Source organism: Actinoplanes sp. NPDC026623 (assembly GCF_040638275.1).
GTDB lineage: Bacteria > Actinomycetota > Actinomycetes > Mycobacteriales > Micromonosporaceae > Actinoplanes.
In genome coordinates this window covers 47,458-65,408 of sequence record NZ_JBEZXZ010000025.1, presented here as the reverse complement: position 1 = coordinate 65,408, position 17,951 = coordinate 47,458, and the positions used below count along the sequence as shown (strand labels likewise).

General features: G+C 72.5%; 15 protein-coding genes and 1 pseudogene. 9 read left to right on the top strand and 7 right to left on the bottom strand.

Annotation, left to right across the window (positions count from 1 at the left end; all coding sequences use genetic code 11):
• Positions 1-1,388, bottom strand: a pseudogene (locus AB0F10_RS10855) (helix-turn-helix transcriptional regulator); the annotation flags it as partial.
• A 197-nt stretch (positions 1,389-1,585) separates the two neighbouring features.
• Positions 1,586-4,288, bottom strand: coding sequence for a LuxR C-terminal-related transcriptional regulator (locus AB0F10_RS10850; RefSeq protein ID WP_360622388.1), 2,703 nt, complete (start codon positions 4,286-4,288; stop codon positions 1,586-1,588).
• 231 nt (positions 4,289-4,519) lie between these two features.
• Between AB0F10_RS10850 and AB0F10_RS10845 the strand changes: the two genes are divergently transcribed.
• Positions 4,520-4,777, top strand: a complete 258-nt coding sequence (locus tag AB0F10_RS10845) for a hypothetical protein (RefSeq protein ID WP_360622386.1) — start codon at positions 4,520-4,522, stop codon at positions 4,775-4,777.
• A 269-nt stretch (positions 4,778-5,046) separates the two neighbouring features.
• Here AB0F10_RS10845 and AB0F10_RS10840 read toward each other — a convergent pair whose 3' ends face one another.
• Positions 5,047-5,331: a hypothetical protein gene (locus AB0F10_RS10840; protein WP_360622384.1), complete on the bottom strand. Its 285-nt coding sequence runs from the start codon at positions 5,329-5,331 to the stop codon at positions 5,047-5,049.
• A 228-nt stretch (positions 5,332-5,559) separates the two neighbouring features.
• Here AB0F10_RS10840 and AB0F10_RS10835 point away from each other — a divergent pair, with 228 nt between their 5' ends.
• Both AB0F10_RS10835 and AB0F10_RS10830 read left to right on the top strand, forming a co-directional pair.
• On the top strand, positions 5,560-6,003 hold the full coding sequence (locus AB0F10_RS10835; protein ID WP_360622382.1) for a DUF6325 family protein: 444 nt from the start codon (positions 5,560-5,562) through the stop codon (positions 6,001-6,003).
• 25 nt (positions 6,004-6,028) lie between these two features.
• A complete protein-coding gene (locus tag AB0F10_RS10830; RefSeq protein ID WP_360622380.1) occupies positions 6,029-6,379 on the top strand; it encodes an SHOCT domain-containing protein in 351 nt (116 codons plus the stop codon).
• A gap of 80 nt (positions 6,380-6,459) precedes the next feature.
• On the opposite strand, the gene AB0F10_RS10825 is transcribed toward AB0F10_RS10830, so the two are convergent.
• A complete protein-coding gene (locus tag AB0F10_RS10825; RefSeq protein WP_360622377.1) occupies positions 6,460-7,413 on the bottom strand; it encodes a YhjD/YihY/BrkB family envelope integrity protein in 954 nt (317 codons plus the stop codon).
• Positions 7,414-7,560: 147 nt separating this feature from the next.
• Between AB0F10_RS10825 and AB0F10_RS10820 the strand changes: the two genes are divergently transcribed.
• Positions 7,561-8,550, top strand: coding sequence for a YhjD/YihY/BrkB family envelope integrity protein (locus AB0F10_RS10820; protein ID WP_360622375.1), 990 nt, complete (start codon positions 7,561-7,563; stop codon positions 8,548-8,550).
• Positions 8,551-8,566: 16 nt separating this feature from the next.
• Here the strand turns inward: AB0F10_RS10820 and AB0F10_RS10815 are convergent, their stop codons facing one another.
• Positions 8,567-10,168: an MFS transporter gene (locus AB0F10_RS10815; RefSeq protein ID WP_360622373.1), complete on the bottom strand. Its 1,602-nt coding sequence runs from the start codon at positions 10,166-10,168 to the stop codon at positions 8,567-8,569.
• Between the two features lie 119 nt (positions 10,169-10,287).
• Between AB0F10_RS10815 and AB0F10_RS10810 the strand changes: the two genes are divergently transcribed.
• Entirely contained in the window at positions 10,288-11,040 is a 753-nt protein-coding gene (locus AB0F10_RS10810; protein WP_360622371.1) for an SGNH/GDSL hydrolase family protein, read from the top strand.
• A gap of 180 nt (positions 11,041-11,220) precedes the next feature.
• Complete coding sequence (locus tag AB0F10_RS10805; RefSeq protein WP_360622369.1) at positions 11,221-11,907, top strand: DivIVA domain-containing protein; 687 nt, start codon at positions 11,221-11,223, stop codon at positions 11,905-11,907.
• Here AB0F10_RS10805 and AB0F10_RS10800 read toward each other — a convergent pair.
• Entirely contained in the window at positions 11,899-13,242 is a 1,344-nt protein-coding gene (locus tag AB0F10_RS10800; RefSeq protein WP_360622367.1) for a mannitol dehydrogenase family protein, read from the bottom strand. The two genes, AB0F10_RS10805 and AB0F10_RS10800, sit on opposite strands and share 9 nt — an antisense overlap.
• Positions 13,239-14,648 carry a glucuronate isomerase gene (gene uxaC, locus AB0F10_RS10795; protein ID WP_360622365.1) on the bottom strand — a complete coding sequence of 470 codons (1,410 nt, stop codon included), beginning with the start codon at positions 14,646-14,648 and terminating at the stop codon, positions 13,239-13,241. The genes AB0F10_RS10800 and uxaC overlap by 4 nt, the downstream gene beginning before the upstream one ends.
• Positions 14,649-14,793: 145 nt before the next feature.
• Between uxaC and AB0F10_RS10790 the strand changes: the two genes are divergently transcribed.
• The 3 genes from AB0F10_RS10790 to AB0F10_RS10780 are packed head-to-tail and all read left to right on the top strand — an operon-like array spanning position 14,794 to position 17,906.
• Positions 14,794-16,122: an extracellular solute-binding protein gene (locus AB0F10_RS10790; protein ID WP_360622363.1), complete on the top strand. Its 1,329-nt coding sequence runs from the start codon at positions 14,794-14,796 to the stop codon at positions 16,120-16,122.
• Positions 16,123-16,128: 6 nt separating this feature from the next.
• Complete coding sequence (locus AB0F10_RS10785; protein ID WP_360622361.1) at positions 16,129-17,046, top strand: sugar ABC transporter permease; 918 nt, start codon at positions 16,129-16,131, stop codon at positions 17,044-17,046.
• Complete coding sequence (locus AB0F10_RS10780) at positions 17,043-17,906, top strand: carbohydrate ABC transporter permease (RefSeq protein ID WP_360622359.1); 864 nt, start codon at positions 17,043-17,045, stop codon at positions 17,904-17,906. Before AB0F10_RS10785 ends, AB0F10_RS10780 begins: the two co-directional genes overlap by 4 nt.
• The last annotated feature ends 45 nt before the right edge of the window (positions 17,907-17,951 follow it).

The following is a 17,951-nucleotide window of genomic DNA, read 5'->3' as shown; positions in this document are numbered from 1 at the left end:
GGCAGGGTCTGCTCCGGGGCGCCGCCGGCGGCGAGGCCCGCGGCGCGTTCCAGGTGCTGCTCGGCCTCGTCCGGGTCGGCGGCGGCGAGCCGCTGCGCGGCCGTCACCAGCGCGGCCGCGGGACCGTCCAGCTCGGCCGGCATCTCGCGGAACAGCTTGCCGAGCCGGTCCGCGTCCCCGCCGGCCACCAGGCGGCCGATGCCCAGGTCCTGGACCACCAGCGCGCAGGCGTGCTCCCAGTCCCCGGCGGCGACGGCGTGCCGGATCGCCTCGGCGGCGCGGCCGTGCGCCACGAACCAGGCCGCGGCGCGGCGGTGCAGCTGCGGCACCTGGTCGGGCTCCTCGTAGGTCAGCTGCGCGCGCAGCAACTCCGCGAAGAGGCGGTGGTAGCGGTGCACCGTCGAGCGCTCGGCGACCGGCTGCACGAACGCGTTGGCCCGCTCCAGCGCGGCCAGGATCTGCCGTGCGTCGTGCCGCCCGGTCAGCACGTCGGCGAGGTCCGGCGTGAAGTCGTCGACGACGCTGGTACGCAGGACGAAGTCCCGGATCTCGGGCGGCTGGGCGGACAGCACCTCGCCGAGGAAGTACTCGGCGATGTTCGCGTCGTCGCCGGCGATCGTGATGACCAGGTCCTCGGCGTCGCCGCTGCGTTCCATGGCCATGGCGAACAGCCGGATGCCGGCGGCCCAGCCCTCGGTGCGCTCGACGAGGGATCGCAGCGCCCAGTCCGGCAGGTGCACGCCGTGCCCGGCCAGCAGGGCGGCGGTCTCGGTGGCGGTGAAGGCGAGCTCGTCGCCGCGGATCTCGCTGAGCGTGCCGGCCAGCCGGTAGCGGTACAGCGGCAGCGGCGGATCCCACCGGCCCACCAGCACCACCCGCAGGTGCTGGTCGGCGTGCCGGAGCAGCGCGTCGAGGTCGTCGCCGAGGCGCCGCCCGGCGAGGACGGACACGCTGTCGAGGACCAGCACCACGGCGCTGTGCTGGGCGGCGAGGTCGGCCGCCAGGCGGGCGAGCAGCGACCGGCCGATCGTTCCGCGGCGGGCGGCCTCCTCGATCGCCGGTGAGAGCGCGATCCCGCTGCGGTGGAAGCCCTCGACGAGGTAGGACCAGAACACGCCGGGCTCGTCGTCGCCCTCCTCGAGGGCGATCCAGATGACCGGGCCGGGCGCTCCCCCGGAGGACACCCAGGAGGCGACCAGCTGCGTCTTGCCGCAACCGGGCGGTCCGGTCACCACGGTCATGGGATTGGCCACCGCCCGGGAAAGGCGGCTGAGCAGCCGTTCCCGCTCGACGGTGAACGGCGGCGTCTTGGGTACGGCGAACTTCGAGGCGAGTAATGGGTCGCTCTCGACCGTAGGCTCGATGGCGGTATCAGCACGAATCGTCACGTCGCTCGTCACGGTTTTGCCTCGATTGTGGTCGCGGTGGCGTTCGGCAGGCTCCGTAGTGGTGTCGGTTGGTCAAGTCGATCAGCTTCAGCCACCAGCGTTCGGCAGGCGAGGTGACCTTGCATCGTCCACATGGGGTAATTGACGGAGCGCCAGGAGTAACCATGCGGCAGTCGGTACAAAGTCACGACAAATACCTACAAGAGGCCCAATTCCCTTGCCCGATCAACCGCTTCACGACGCTGCGTAACTCCAAGCTTACGGTAGAGCGACCTGAGGTGCGCCTTTACTGTATTGACCGAGACGTACATCTGTACCGCTATGTCCTGATTTCTCAGCATTGTTGGTAGGTAACGTAACACGTCCAATTCGCGCTCCGTCAGCTCTTCGCCGTCCTGCACCCCGGAGGATTCGGAGCGGCCCGGATCGGCCGTCGCGCCGTTGATCAGCTCCGCGATGAAGGGCGAACTGTGCGGGGTAAGCCACTGGTAGCGCTCCAGAAAGGCCGCCAGCTGCGGCAGGCCGACACCGACGAACGGGCCGCGCATCTCCTGCGGCTCCGCCAGGGCGACGGCCCGCGAGAACGCGTCGACCGAGTGCCGGGTCTGCCGCAGCTCGTCCGCCACCAGGGCGGTGAGCAGCCAGGCCTCGACGGCCGAGCCGACGTCGGGCGCGGAGACGTGTATCGGGGCCAGCACCGCCTCGACCGACTCGTACGCCTCGAGGGCCAGGTGTGCCCGCGCCACCCGGGTCCACAGCCGCGGAAACATCCGCGCGCCCGCGCCGGGCCTGCGGACCCGGCGGATGAGCCGCTCGGGCTCGCCCGCCGCGAGGTCGAGGTCGGCCTCCCCGAGCGCCATCCACCGGGCGAGCGTGGTGGGCGTGCGGCCCGCGTCGTTCTCCTCCCCGAGCCGCCGGGCCGCCAGCCGGGCCGCGTCGAGCTCGCCGTGCGCGAGCAGGATCCGGACCTGGACCGCCCGCAACGCGAGGTACAGCACCGGCTCGGGGTCGACGCCGAGCGCCGCGATGCCGTTGTCGAGCGCCGCGTCGGCCTCGCCCAGGTTGTGCCGTTCCAGGTTGATCAGGGCCAGCGCCAGGTAGGCGGGCACCGCCTGGGGCGCCGACCGCCAGGCACCCTCGGCCGCGTCGAGGCCACCGCGGGCGTGCCCGTACGCGTCCCGCAGCAGGCCGCGCTCCGCCTCGACCAGCGCGAGGTGGGCCAGCGCGTCGAGCCGGGTGCGTTCCGCGCCGGCGTGCTGCGCCACCGACACCCCCGACCTGAGGCGGGTGTGCGCGGCGCCGAGGCGTCCCGTCCAGAACAGCCCGATGCCGGCGTTGCCGAAGGCGGTCGCCCGATAGTGCCGCGCGCCGGGCAGCTGCTCCGGCGACACCTCCGCGAGCAGGCTCAGCGCCTCGGCGGTCGTCTCGACCAGCGCCGTCATGTCGCCGCGTTCCCGCGCCAGCGCCGCGTCGAGCGCGCGGGCCAGGATCTCGCCGGGCAGCCGCAGCTCCGCGTCCTCGCCGGCGTTGAGCGCCCGGGCCCGGGCGAGCAGGCCGGGCACGACCTCGTACTCCCCGCGGTCGAAGGCGAGCAGCGCACCGCAGAGGGCGAGGCCCGCGGTGGCGCCGAGTTGATGCGCCGGAACCCGCGCCAGCACGTCGGTGAGCGGCCGGCGGTCGGCGGAGTCGATCCGGGCACCGACGACGGTGATCACCAGGCGGCCGACGAGCGGCCAGTCCCCCGCCGCGACCGCGTGCCGGACCGCGGCCGGACCGTCGTCGACGCCGGCGAACCAGTGCGCCGCCTTCAGGTGCAGCTCCGCGACGAGTTCGGGGGTCTCGAGCCGCAACCGGTGCCGCAGCACGTCGCGCAGCAGGCGGTCGTACCGGAACCACTGCTGCCGGTCACCGACCCTGGTCACCAGCGCGTTAGAGCGCGCCAGGCGTTCCAGGATCCGCTGGCCGTGCGCCTCGCCGGTGAGCGCCTCGGCGAGCTCGCCGCAGACCCGCTCGGCGACGGAGGTGAGCCGCAGGAAGCGCTGCACCTCCGGCGGCTCGCCGACCAGGACCTCGGACATCAGGTAGTCGGCGACCGCCGGCTCGGTCCCCGCGAACTCCCCGGCCCTTCGTGCCGGGTCCCGCCCGCCCATGAACCGCGCGGCGAGGCTCAGCCCGGTGGCCCAGCCCTCGGTGCGCTCGAGCAGGACCTCGATCTCGGCGGGCGTGAGCCGCAGGTCGTGCGCGGCCAGCAGGCTCGCCGCCTCGTCCGGGGTGAACGCGAGCTCCGCGGCGCGCAGCTCGGTCAGCCCGCCCCGGATGCGTGGCCGGTGCAGCGACGGCACCCGGTCCGCCCGGGTGGTGATCACCAGCCGCAGCCGCCCGAGCGGATGCCGCAGGAGGAACGCCAGCGACCGCAGCACCCGCGGATTGTCGATCTCGTGCAGGTCGTCGAGGACCAGCACGACCGGATCGGGCAGCCTGGTGATCCCCCCGGCCAGCCGGCGCACGAAGGTTTCGTCGATGCGCGGACCGGGAAACATGCGCGCGAGTGGGCTGCGGTCCGGGACCGCGCCGACGCCGCGGATCGCGGCGAGCACGTACGACCAGAAGGAGGTCGGATCGTTGTCGTGGGCGTCGAGGGAGACCCAGGCGACCGGCCCGGGAGCCCGGCCGGCCTCCGCCCAGGCGGCGACGAGCAGCGTTTTCCCCGACCCCGGCCCCCCGCAGACCAGCGTGACCTCGCCCTCGGCGCCCTCGTCCAGCGGTGCCATGAGGCGCCGCCGGGGGACGAACGCGTGCGGCAGCGGCGGCCAGACCAGCTTGGCCGCGAGTAGCCCGTCCGAGCCACCGGCGCGGGAGGACGCACCTGCGGGCCGGGTGGTTCTGCCCCGATCACCCATGCGATATCCCGGACTTCCCTGGTCAACAGCACAGCGACTTCGCCGGATTGAGCGTAACTCAAGATCGATTGGGCTGAATTCGTCGATCGCGGGGGGAACTGTCGCGATGATCACCACTCGGCCGGTGACGTTTTCCAGGCGAAAGGTTGTACGCACCGCCATCCCCTGCGGACGATCCGTAACTGACTCGCGCGGTCGATGGTGCAGGAAGGGATACCCGGAGGTGATCGGATGACAGAGAGATACGAGATCCGCGTATCGGATCGGCTCGGACCGGTACTGCTCGGCGCCCTCGCCGGCATGCAGTCCGAGGTGGTGCCGAGACAGACGATCATCGAGGGCTGGTTCTCCACCGAGGAATTCCGCGCCCTGCTGCTGCGGGTGGAGCGGGTGGGTGTGCAGCTCATCCGCCTCGACCGCGTCGCCGACGAGTGCGAGCGGCGCGGGCATCGAGAACCCTCGCCCCGCCCCGCGCCGACGGCCGAATAGCCACATCCGGCGGGCTCATCCCGCTCGGATGACGCACCGCCGCGCCGGCGGCGCCATCATGGCGGCAGGCCGTCCGCGCCGTCCTGACGGGCCGGACACCGGCGGAACGAGCGCGGCCCGGCACTCGAGGCGGGTGGGTGCCGGGACGACGAAACAGGGCGCCGAGGCCGGCGGCCGGCAGAACACCGCCACATTCCTCGACGCCCCGATCGGGACGGCCGGCCGAGCGCCGTGCGCTCAGCCGAGATCTCCGCTGCGGCGACCCGGCCTCACCGGACCGCGTCGGACAGCGCGTCACGGTCGTAGTCGCGCCACGCGCCGACACCGGCCGCGGTGGCCGACCGGGCCTGGCCGAAGCGGCGGCGCACCGTCACCTGCGGCGGCTCCTCGAGCCGCGCAACGTACCGGCGGACCGCGCTGACCAGCGCGATCGCGCCGACGGCGGCACCCAACGCGTAGGTCACGAAGCCCACGGTCATGAGGGCCGCGCTGCCTCCCACCAGCCGCCGATCGACATACGCTCCCGACGGGATCCTGGTGCTGGTAGTAGCCATCTTCTGCCTCCTGGGCAAGGGTCGCGGCCTTCGCCCCGCGGCCTGGATGCCGCGGGACAGTAGTTCCACCGTCGCCCGCGCCGGAGGCTTCCGTCGTCATCCGTCCGGGATGAGCGACCGCCGGGCCGCACCCGGGCGACCAGCTTTTCACCCGCTGGGGGTGAAGGACCGCGGGCCGCCCTGGGGCAGCGTGAGGTGTGGTTAACCAAGCTGACCGGAAGGGCTGAAATGACTGACGATCTCGACGAGATGGGCCCGATCGACTACCTCGTGGTGGAGTTTCCCGGGAGCAAGATGACCGGCGAAGGGCTGCCGCTGCTGGTCGAGCTGCACGATCGCGGCATCATCCGGATTCTGGACCTGCTGTTCATCCGCAAGGAGCTGGACGGCTCGGTCGCCGGCCTGGCGATCGCGGACCTGGACCACGACGGCGTCCTCGACCTCGCCGTCTTCGAGGGGGCGGCGTCGGGCCTGCTCGGCACCGAGGACGTGGACCACGCCGGTTCCGTGCTCGAGCCGGGTAGTTCGGCCGGGATCCTCGTCTACGAGAACCGCTGGGCCGGTCCCTTCGCGGCGGCGCTGCGCAGGGGCGGCGGCCGGCTGGTGGCGAACGGACGGATCCCCATCCAGGAGGCGCTCGCCGCGCTGGAAGCCTCCGAAGTCTCCGCCTGAACCCCCGCACGAGAGGAAGAACGCCATGCCAGGTCTACTTCGCGGTATCGCCAAGACCGCCGTCATCGCCGGTACGGCCACCAGCGTCTCCAACCGCGTCTCGCGCCGGCAGGCCGGTCGTTGGGCGGCCAAGGAGCAGCCCGCCCAGCAGCAGTACGCGGCACCGCCCCAGCAGCAGTACGCCGCACCGCCGCAGCAGGTCTACGCGGCACCGCCGCCCCAGCAGGTCTACGTAGCTCCCCCGGCGCCCGCGCCGGCACCCGCCGACTCGATGGACGACAAGCTCGCCCAGCTCAAGGACCTCGCCGAGCTGAAGGCGCAGGGTGTGCTGACCGAGGCGGAGTTCGAGACGCAGAAGCGACGCATCCTGAGCTGACCGCCGGTCCGCGTCCACATTCTCCGGCTGGTGCGCACGCCGCACCAGCCGGATGTGGCGTGCCGGAAGCCGGCCCGGCCTCAAAGAGCGTCGTCGTCAGAGGGCCCGGGCGCCTCGCCGGCCCGGCCGAACAGCACGGCCGGCCAACGGTTGCCACCGACTGTGGCGGCGCCGCCCATCTCGGCCCCGATGACCGCGGCGATGACCACGCAGACGCAGACCAGGATCAGCCAGGTCAGCAGGGCGAAGGTGATTCCGATGATCCCGTAGCGGCCGGAGTTGCTCTCGATCACCCGGGGCATCCAGACCGCCGAATACACGCTCAGGGCCGCGCCGCCGAGTCCGGCCACCACCGAGCCGGGCAGCAACCGCCGGAACGGGACCCGCCGCGACAGCAGCAGGAACTGCAGCAGCAGCCAGATCCCGGTGGACATGACCACCCGCAGGACGAAGGCGAACGCGGTGCCGGCCGGCACCTGGCGCAGCATGCCGAGCAGCAGCGACAGCACCAGCAGCGAGCTGATCAGCAGCCCGACCGCGGTCACCCCGTTGAGCGTTCCCCGCACGCCGATCGCCGGCAGGTGCCAGGCGGCCTCGTACGTGCGCTGAAGTGATCGGGTCAGGTTGAGCAGGGAGAACAGGAGCACGACCGCGCCGGCGACGGTGAACGCACCGGTGGCGCCGGGCGGCCGCTCGAAGAGCGTGCGGATGGCCTGTGCCGAGGCGCCGGTGACGTTGAACCGGGCGGCCAGGCGGTCGGCCAGCGCCGTCGGGCCCCGCCCGGAGGCGGCCGCCGCCACCACGATCAGCAGCGGGATGAGGGCCGTGAACGCCTGGCCGCCCAGCACCAGCGACCGCTCCCGGCCGTTGATGGCCGCGAAGCGCCGCAGGCAGCGCACCGGCAGCGACGACTCGGCCCGCGACAGCAGGCCCGCGCCGCGTTCCATGGCGATCCCGGTAAGCCGTTCGCGCAGGCCCGGCCCGCGCGGCGGCGGAGGTGCTGCCCCTTGCGGGGCCGATCGCTCGCCGTTCATCGACATCTCCTAAAACCCCGGGTCGTTCGGGAGTGACTGATGGCCGGCAATGGCATCCTGCCGGGATGAGGCGGCGGCTTGCGCCGGTGGGCAGCGTGGCCGTATCGGATCACATCATCGCGCCGGAAAGGCAGGGCCGCAGATCTCATGAGCGGTGGACCCGGCTCCCGCCTCAGCTCGTTCGGATCCGGGCTGGTCCGGCGGGTGGACGCGCTGCAGCGCCGGCACCGGGTCCTCGGCCTCCCCGTGGCGGTGGTGCGCAAGTACTTCGACGACGACGGCCCCCGGATGGCGGCCCTGACCACCTACTACGGATTCCTCAGCCTGTTCCCCCTCCTGCTGCTCGCCACGGCCGCGGTCACCGCGACCCTCCAGTCGCACCCCGAGCTGCAGCGGCGACTGCTCGATCAGCTCGTCCGGCCCGACCTGCAGCCCCAGGTCGCGCAGGCCCTGGACCGGCTGCCGCCGAGCGGGGTTCCGCTCGCCGTCGGTCTGATCGGTCTGCTGTGGGCCGGCAACGGCGGCGTGCTCGCCGTCTACTTCGCGCTGAACCGGATCTGGGGTGTCCCGTGGCGCGACCGGTTCGGCCTGACCCGCCAGTACGCCCGGGCGTTCTCGGTGCTGATCCTGACCCTGATCTGCGCCCTGCTGGCCGCCGCGTCGGCCCTGATCACCGACACGGTGCTGCGGTTGCCCACCGTCGAGCGCGGCGCCTCGGCCATCGCGACCGTCGGCGCGATCTTCGCCGCGCTGACCCTCGCCCACAAGGTGCTCGTCTGCCGGCCGCTGCGCCTGCGCGACACCTGGGCGGGCACCGTCGTCGGCGCCCTCATCGTCACCGCTCTGCTCAGGACCGCGACGACGGTCCTGCCCGCCCTGGTCGCCCGGGCCGGGCCCGTCTACGGCAGCTTCGCGACCGTGGTGGGTGTCTTCGCGCTGCTGTACCTCATCAGCCAGACGCTGGTGCTGAGCGTCGAGGCCTCGGCCGTGCTCGAGGGCCGGCTGACGCCGCGCAGCCTCACCGGCAGCGTCCCCAACGCCGCGGACCGCCGGGCGCTCGTGCTGCTCGGGCGCCAGCAGGAACGCGTACCCGGACAGGTCGTCACCACCACCTTCGCCGCGGCGGAGAAGAAGTAGCACCGGTAGCTCCCGTTCAGCCGATGACCGTTCCCTCGGCGGCGCCGGTCGCCACGGGGTCGGGCAGCCGCATCATGCGGAAGGAGTTGAACAGCCCGATGAGCCCGGCGAGAATTGGGATGAGCAGGGCGATCTGGAGGGCCAACGGGCGCGCCTCCGTGTTGATGCGGATGATCTCGTCCCGCACCTGCGGCGGCTGATCGGCGAGCAACTCCGCGAGGTGGGTGTTGGTCATGACCTCGGCGTCGTCCTCCAGCACCTGCGCCACGTGCTGCTGCTCGGCCGGCGGGAGCACGGTGCTCTCCTGTGCCATCGCGGTGAAGGTGATGGAGAGGGTCGCCAGCATGACGGCCCCGGCGAACGCCAGCCCGAACGACAGGCCGAACGAGCCCGCCGCCGAGTTCGCGCTGGCGGCCTCGCTCACCCGCTCCTGCGAGACCGGCGAGAGCGTGTAGTTGTTGAGCTGGGACACCAGCAGGCCGAGGCCGCTTCCGGCGATCAGCAGGGGCGGCACCAGGGCCCAGCCGAAGTCCGCCCGGGGCACGGTCGGCACCAGCACGACGAGCCCCACCGTGAGCAGCAGGAATCCCCACCGGACGATGGCGGCCGGGCGGCGGTCGCCCGCCTTCCTCCCGGCGAGCAGCGCCACCGCGAACATGCTCAGCGACAGCGGCGCGAGCGACAGGCCGGCCTGCATGGCGTTGTACTCGAGCACCATCTGCAGGTAGATCGGCAGCGCGATCATCGTCCCGCCCAGCGCGATCTGCTGGAGCATCTGCTGGGAGATGCCCACCCGGAAGGTCCCGGACCGGAACAGGTCCGGATCCAGCAGCGTCGGCCGCCCGCGACGCTTGCGCCGCAGCAGCCAGTAGACCAGCGCGGCCAGCGCGGCCGCGCCGACCACCAGCAGCGCCGCGACGGACTCGCCGCCCTCCTGCCACACCAGGATGCCCAGCACGACGCCGCCCATTCCCAGGACGGACAGGCAGGCGCCGACGACGTCGATGTTGCGCGGCCCGGTGTACGGCACCTCGCGGACGATGCCGATGCCGGAGAGCACCACCGCGATGATGACGACCTCGCCCAGGAAGGCGATGCGCCAGGAGAGGTAGGTGGTGATGAAGCCGCCGAGCAGCGGCCCGACCGCGGCGGCGATCGCGGCAGCCGCGCCGACCAGGGCGTAGACGCGTTTCTGCGCCGCGCCCTCGAAGTTGCCGTGGATGAGCGACTGCATGGCGGGCAGCAGCAGCGAGGCGCCGATGCCGCCGAGCACCGCCCAGAAGATGATGATCGTCAGCAGGTTCTGCGCGAGCGCCATCGCCATGGCCCCGGTGGCATATCCGAGCAGGCCCAGCACGTACGCCCGCTTGCGGCCGATGAGGTCGCCGACCTTGCCGCCGATCAGGATGAACGCGGCGGAGACCAGCGCCTCGAGCGCGATCGCCGACTGCACCCCGCTCACGGTCGTGTCCAGGTCCCGCACCACGGAGGAGATCGACACGTTCATCAGCGAGGTGTCGACGACCAGCACGAACATCGCCATGGCCAGCAGGATCGCCAGCCGCCGCCCATGTCCTGACATGGCCTCGGAACCGGCGGTGTTCGTTGCCTCGGTCATGGAAAACGATCATTGCCGTCGGGGGTGATCCGTACCTCATCCGCAGTGAATGAGCGGCACCCATCGGACTACCTCCGGGTAACTTGAGGGCTTCTGATGAGCATGAGGAAGGTGTCGCGATGCGGTACGTGGCGGTCGGTGACAGCTTCACCGAGGGGATGGGCGACGAGCTCGCGGACGGCTCGGTGCGCGGCTGGGCCGACCTGGTCGCCGCCGGTCTGGCCGCCGAGGAGACCGGGCCGGTGCGCTACGCCAACCTGGCGATCCGCGGCCGCCTGCTCGATCCGATCGTGAACGGGCAGCTCGAGGCGGCGCTGTCGCTGTCGCCCGCGCCCTCGCTCATCACGTTCAACGGCGGCGGCAACGACATGATGCGGCCCGGCACCGACATGACCCGCCTCGTCGGGCTGCTCGAACGGGCGATCCGGCGGTGCGTCGACGCGGGCGTGCGGATGGTGGTGCTCAGCGGCGCGGACCCGTCGGCCCGGCTGCCGTTCGGGGGCGTCGTGCGCCGCCGCGGCGAGATCCTCACCGCCGCGACCGCCGAGCTAGCCGCCCGCTACGGCGTCCAGCTTGTGGACGTGTTCCACGACGCCGAGATCCGCGGTGCCGCATACTGGTCGGCGGACCGGCTGCACCTCAACGCCGCCGGTCACCAGCGCGTGGCGGGCCTGGTGCTCACCGCGCTGGGTCATGCCCGCACCGCGCACGTGGTCGACCCGGGTCCGGGCGACGGCCGGCGGGTGTTCGCGGAGGCCCGCTACTACCGCGAGCACGTCCTGCCGTGGCTGGGCCGGCGCGTGCGGGGGCGCTCGTCGGGCGACAACCGGACCGGCAAGTACCTCGACTGGACGCCCATCGGGACGTCCTGACCGCCCCGGGCGACCCCCGCAGGCCGGGCATGGGTCGCCCAGCATCGTCGCGGCGACCCGCCGGACCGGCAGAAGTGATGTCGGTAACGGCTCACCTGTGGCGGACCAGTGCCCGCCGCACTGCGATGTTGCGTAGGATTCCGGCCGCATGCCTGCACGCCCGCTGATTCGAGGAGCACGATGCCGTTAACGCCGGCCGACATCCACAACATGGCCTTCAAGAAGCCGCCCATAGGCAAGCGCGGTTACGACGAGGAAGAAGTCGACGCGTTCCTGGACGAGCTCGAGCAGGAGTTGACCCGCCTGCTGGAGGAGAACAACGCCCTGCACGGCCAGGTCCAGCGCGGCGGCTCGAACGGCGCCGGCCCGGCCGCGTCGGCCATGGCGCTCAACGCCGAGTTCTCCGAGATCAGCGCGCAGCTCGAGCGCATGCAGGAGGCCCGCGCCCGGGCCGAGCAGAACGCCCGCAGCGCGCAGGCCAGGCTCGAGCAGGCGCGCAACTCCGCCCCGGCCGCGCCCTCGCTCTCCCCCGATGGTGAGGACCGCAACGCCCGGGTGCTGATGATGGCGCAGCGCACCGCCGACGACCACATGCGCGACGCCCGTCAGGAATCGGAGGCGCTGCTCGCCGACGCGCAGGACAAGTCGCTGCAGATCACCGCCGACGCGCAGCTCAAGGCCGGCACCATCGAGGGCGACGCGCGCCGCAACCACACCGAGGCGATGAACAGCCTGGGTGCCAAGCGGGCCGCCCTGCTGGACGAGATCGAACGCCTCGGCCAGCTCGCGGAGAGCTACCAGGCGGCGCTCAACAACCACCTGGCCCAGCAGCTTCAGGATCTCGACAGCGTGTCACCGTCATCCTGAGGCCGGACGGTCTCCGCGGTGCGACGCCTCGTCGATCGCACTGATCAGATCCGTGTCGCCGGCCAGGTCCGGCGCGAGCAGGGCGAGCACGTCACGCGCCGATCCCGCTCGCGCCCGGTACGGGCCGGCGCCGGCGTCGTTCACCGGTGCGCCGATTCCGCGCAGGTGGCCGATCCAGGCCGCCAGCACCCGCACCGCCCCGGCGGGCATCCGGCCCGCGCGGCGCTCGCCGCGCAGCACCGGCAGGACGCGGACGGGCACCTTCTGTGAGCCGTGCGCGGCGATCTGCGCCAGCGTGTGCCGGATCCGCGGGTTGGCGAACCGCCGCCGCAGCGCCGCGGTGTAGGCCGCGATCTCGGCGGCGGGCAGCGGCACGTAGCGCGCCGCCTCGTCCCACCACTGGCCCAGCCATCGGCGGCACACCGGGTCGGCGACCGCCTCGGCGACCTGCCGGTGGCCGCGCGCGCTGCCCGCGTACGCGAGCAGGCTGTGCCCGCCGTTGAGCAGCAGCAGCTTGCGCGTCTCGTACGGGTGGACGTCGTCGGTGAAGCGGGCACCGGCGGCCTCCCACGCGGGCCGCCCGGCCGGGAACGCGCCGCCGAGCACCCATTCGGTGAACGGCTCGGTGATCACCGGCACCGCGTCGCGCCAGCCCGTCCGCTCGGCGACCTCGCGCACGTCCGCCCCGGTGGTGCCGGGGGTGATGCGGTCGACCATGGTGTTCACGAAGGAGACCCGCTCGCGGATCCAGGCCGCCAGCGACGGATCGGCGTCCTCGGCGAGTTCGGTGACGACCCGGGCGGCGACCGAGCCGTTGCCGGGCAGGTTGTCGCAGGAGACCACGGCGAGGGGCCCCGCGCCGGCGGCCCGCCGGGCGGCCAGGCCCGCCACGAGCCGGCCCGGCACGGTGCTCACCCCGGCGCCCTCGCGCAGCGCGGCGAGGTCAGCGCGCACCTGCGGGTCGTCCGCGTCCAGGCCGCCGTCGCGGGACCGCCGGTACGCCGCCTCCGTGACGGTCAGCGTCACCACGGCGACCTCAGGGCGGGCCAGGCGCTCGCACCAGGCCGGCACGTCGGTGCCGGGCAGCGCCTCCGAAACCGCCCGCTGTACGGACATGTCGTCGCGTTCCGGCCCGCGGACCACCAGCGTGTACAGCCCGTCCTGGCGGGTCAGCCGTTCGGCGAGCGCGCGGGACCGCCCGGTGAACGCGGCGATGCCCCAGGATCCGGCGTCCGGCGCCGCCCCCGTGTACCAGGCCTGGTGCGCGCGGAAGAAGCCGCCGAGCCCCAGGTGCACGAGGCGCACCGGCGGCCGGTCGCCGCGCCGCGGCGTCACAGCTTGAACACCCGGCGCGGCTGCTCCGCGACCAGGGTCGTGACGGCGTCCAGGGCCTCGTCCTCGTCGAGCCGGTGCGCGGCGACCAGGCCGGCGAGGAACCCGGCGTCGAGGCGCCGGGACATGTCGTGTCGGGCCGGTATCGAGCAGAACGCCCGGGTGTCGTCGATGAACCCGGACATCCGGGCGAGCCCGGCGATCTCGGCCACGGACTCCTGGTAGCGGCGGATGAGGGCCGGGCTGTCGAGGAACCACCAGGGCGCACCGGCGTACACCGACGGGTAGAAGCCGGCGAGGGGTGCGATCTCGCGGGCGAACGCGTCGGGGTCCACGGTGAACAGCACCAGGTGCAGATTCGGATGGGTGCCGAAGCGGCTCAGCAGCGGGCGCAGCGCGTCGGTGTACTCGGTGGCGACGGGGATGTCGGCGCCGACGTCGGCGCCGTAGCGGGCGAACGTGCCCGGGTGGTGGTTGCGGCGCACCCCCGGGTGCAGCGTCATGACCAGCCCGTCGTCGCAGGACATCCGCGCCATCTCCATGATCATGTGGCGCCGGAACGCGGTGGCGTCGGCCTCGGAGGCCTTGCCGGCCAGCGCCCACCGGTAGATCCGCTCGGCCGCGGAGCGCTCCAGCGGCTCCGCCACCGCGTCGGCGTGGCCGTGGTCCGCCGACACCGCGCCGTGCCCGGCGAAGTACCGGCGGCGCCGCTCCAGCGCCGCCAGGTATCCGCCGTAGTCGCCGACCTCGGTGTCCGCCGCCGCGCCGAGCCGCCCGACCGCGTCGGCCCAGTCCGGCCGGGCCGGCTCGAGGTAGCGGTCCGGCCGGAACGTCGGTATGACCCGGGTGGTGATCTCCGGGTCGCGGGCGAGCCGGGCGTGCGCCTCGAGGTCGTCGGCCGGATCGTCGGTGGTCGCCAGCACCTCGATCCCGAAGCGGCGCAGCAGCGCGCGCGGCCGGTGCGCCGGCCCGGCGAGCTGGGCGGCGATCCGGTCGTAGATCGCGTCGGCGTTCTCCGCGCCCGGCCGCTCGCGCACCCCGAACGTCTCGGCCAGTTCGCTGTCGAACCAGTACCGCACGGGGGTGCCGCGCAGCAGGTGCCAGTTGCCGCACAGCAGCCGCCAGGCCTCCCGGGCCCGCCGCTCGGGCATCGGGCCCGCGCCGACGCCGAGCCGGTCGAGCGGCACGCCGCCCGCGTGCAGCAGCCGCGTCACGTAGTGGTCCGGCTGGATGAACAGGCTCGCCGGGTCCGCGAACGGCGCGTCGTCCACAAGGATCCGCGGGTCGACGTGGCCGTGCGGCGAGACGATCGGCAGCTCCCGGACCGCGGCGTACAGGCGGCGGGCGATGTCCCGCACCCCGGGCTCGGCGGGCAGCAGCCGGTCGGGGTGCACGGTCAGGGTGGCCATGGCCGAAGCCTGGCGGCGCCGGCCGGGCCGGGCAAGCGGTTGCCACCTGTTGCCCGGGCCGCGCAGCAACAACTGGCAATTTCTTTACCCGCGGTGACGCTCGGGCGTAGCCATCACGTAACTCTTCGATGCAGGGAGAACGACGATGGGTCTGAGAAGAACGCGTGTGGTGGTGGCGCTGGCCAGTGCGGCCGCGCTTACGGCAGCCCTCGCCGCCTGCGGCGGCGACGACGCGGGCGACGGCGGCAAGACGCTCAACGTGCTGATCGGCGCCAACACGCAGTATCCACAGGAGTTTCAGGCCTGGCAGAAGGCGATCAGCGACAAGTTCCAGGCGCAGACCGGCACGGCCGTGCGCTTCGAGACGTTCGCCAGCGCGAACGAGGAGCTGACGAAGATCCAGACGTCGGTGGTGTCGGGCACCGGCCCGGACGTGTACGCGGTCGGCACCACCCTGACACCCACCGCGTACTCGACCGGCGCGTTCGTGAAGCTGGGCGACGACGAGTGGACGAAGATCGGCGGCAAGGACAAGTTCGTCCCGGCCACCCTCGGCATCTCCGGGCCGGACGACACGAACCAGATCGGCATACCGTGGGTCAGCCGGCCGTTCGTCATGGCCTACAACACCGAGCTGCTGAAGGCCGCCGGGATCGCCAAGCCGGCGACCACCTGGGACGAGCTGGCCCGGCAGGCCAAGCAGCTCACCAAGGGCGACCAGTACGGGCTCGCGGTGGCCTACAAGGACAACTTCGACCCGTGGAAGTTCGTCTGGGGCATGTCGATGCAGGCCGGCAACCCGCTGGTGGAGGGCAAGACCGCCCGCCTGCAGGACCCGGCCGTCAAGAAGGCCTACCAGACGTACTTCGGCTGGCTGACCACCGACAGGGTGGTCGACCCGGCGGCGGCCGGGTGGTCCAACCCGCAGGCGATCGCGGCGTTCGCCAAGGGCCGGACCGGCTACGTCGCGCTGACCTCGGCCACCGGCGCGAAGGCCCTGGACGAGGGCGCGGTCAAGGGCAAGTGGTCCTTCGCGCTGCTGCCGACCGTGCCGCCCGGCGCCACCGCCCGGCCGGCGAACGGGGTGGAGGCCGCCAGCATCCTGTCCGGCGACAACCTGCTCGTCGCCGACTACTCCAAGAACAAGGACCTGGCCTTCCAACTCGTCAAGCTGATCACCGACCAGGACGCCCAGCTGGACTACTACCGCAAGCTCGGCAACCTGCCCGCCAACGCCGCGGCGCTCAAGACGCTGGAGTCCGACCAGAGGCTGCTCCCCGTGGCCGAGGCGGCACAGAAGTCGGTGGCCACCCCGTTCACCGGCGCCTGGGCCGACATCCAGTTGGCGCTGACCAACGTGGTGGTGCAGTCGATCCCCGACCTGTCCGGCGGATCGCTCAGCGACGCGCAGCTCGACAGCCGGCTGGCCGCGGCGCAGAAGGCGGCCCAGTCGGCGCTGGACCGGGCGAAGTAGCCGGCCGTGACCGACGACCGCCGGGAGAAGCGCCGCCGGGGCGTCACCGAACGGCAGCGCCCGCTCTGGCTGCTCGCTCCCGGCGGTGCGCTCATGACGGTGATCATCGTCATCCCGCTGCTGCTGGCCGTCTACCTCTCCCTGATCGACCTCGACCAGTACACGCTGCGCCGCTGGCTGCAGGCGCCGTTCATCGGCGTGCAGAACTACGTCGAGGCGTTCCAGTCCGGGCTGCCGCACTCGATGTGGATCAGCGTGTCCTTCGCCGTCATCGCCACGATCGCGACGGTCCCGTTCGGCGTGGCCGCCGCGGTCGCCACCCAGAACCGCTACCGGGGCCGGGGCCTGGTCCGGGCGGTGTTCCTGATCCCGTACGTGCTCCCCTCCTTCGTGGTCGCCACGGTCTGGCGGACCATGCTGCAGCCCGACGGCATCGTCAACACCCTGCTCGCGCGCGTCGGCGCCGACGGCGGACTGTGGCTGTCCGGGCCGGCGTCCTACTGGACGCTGATCCTGGTGGAGATCTGGGCGGCCTGGCCGTTCATCTACCTGATGGCGCTGGCCGGGCTGCAGGGCGTCGACGGCGAGGTCCACGAGGCGTCCGCGATCGACGGCGCCGACTGGTGGCCCAAGCTGCGGCACGTGATCCTGCCGTACCTGCGCGGCCCGGTGCTGCTGGCGTGCCTGCTGGCCACCCTCAGCCACATCAACAACTTCACCCTGCCGTTCGTGCTGTTCGGTGCGCCCGCCCCGGACAGCGTCAACGTCATGCCGATGATCGTCTACGTCACCAGCTTCCAGAGCCTGCGGTTCGGGCTCAGCGCGGCGATGGCGATCGTGTCGCTGCTGCTCATCGCCGTGCCCCTGTTCGCCTATCTGCGGGCGCTGCGGCTGGACGTGCACGAGGACGGAGACCGCGGATGACCGCCGCCGGCGAGGCACATCGGCTGCTGCCCAGGCCGCTGCTCGTGGCCGTCACCGTCGTGCTGTGCGCGATGGTGCTGATCCCGACCGCCTACATCCTGCTCGCGTCGCTGAACACCGACATCGGCGTCGCCGAGGGCCAGTTCTGGCCCAGCACGTTCTCCCTGAAGAGCTACCGCGAGATCTGGACCACCGCGGACCTGGCCACCGGGCTGGTCAACAGCCTCGTCGTCTGCGCCTGCACCGCGGTCGCCTCGGCGCTGCTCGGCACCGTCACCGCGTACGTGCTGGTGCGCTACGCGTTCACCGGGCGGCTCACCATCCTGCGCGGCCTGGTCGGGTTGCAGAGCATCCCGGGCACGCTGATGCTGCTGCCGGTGTTCGTGCTGTTCTCCTCCGCGGGCAACTATCTCGGCATCGCCATGGTCGGCAGCCGCTGGGGCCTGTTCCTCGCGTACCTGACCTTCGCGCTGCCGTTCTCGACCTGGGTGATGGTCACCTACCTGCGCGGCCTGCCGCGTGAGCTGGAGGAGGCGGCCCGCACCGACGGCGCGGGGACGGCGGTCGTGCTGTTGCGCATCGTCCTGCCGCTGAGCCTGCCGGCGGTCGTGGTGTCGGGCATCTTCGCGTTCCTGCTCGGCTGGAACGACGTGCTGTTCGCGTCCGTGCTGACCCGGCCGGAGACGCAGACCGCCGCGGTGGCGCTGTCCTCGTTCAGCGCGACCCAGGAGGGCGGCGCGTTCCCGGTCTACTCCCAGGTCATGGCGGCCGCGCTGGTCACCGCGGCGCCGGTCGTGACGCTGTACCTGATCTTCCAGCGCTACCTGGTCGGCGGCCTGACGGCCGGCGGCGTCAAGTAGCGGGCCGGGCCGCCGGGCCCGGCACACCGGAACCACCGACGCACG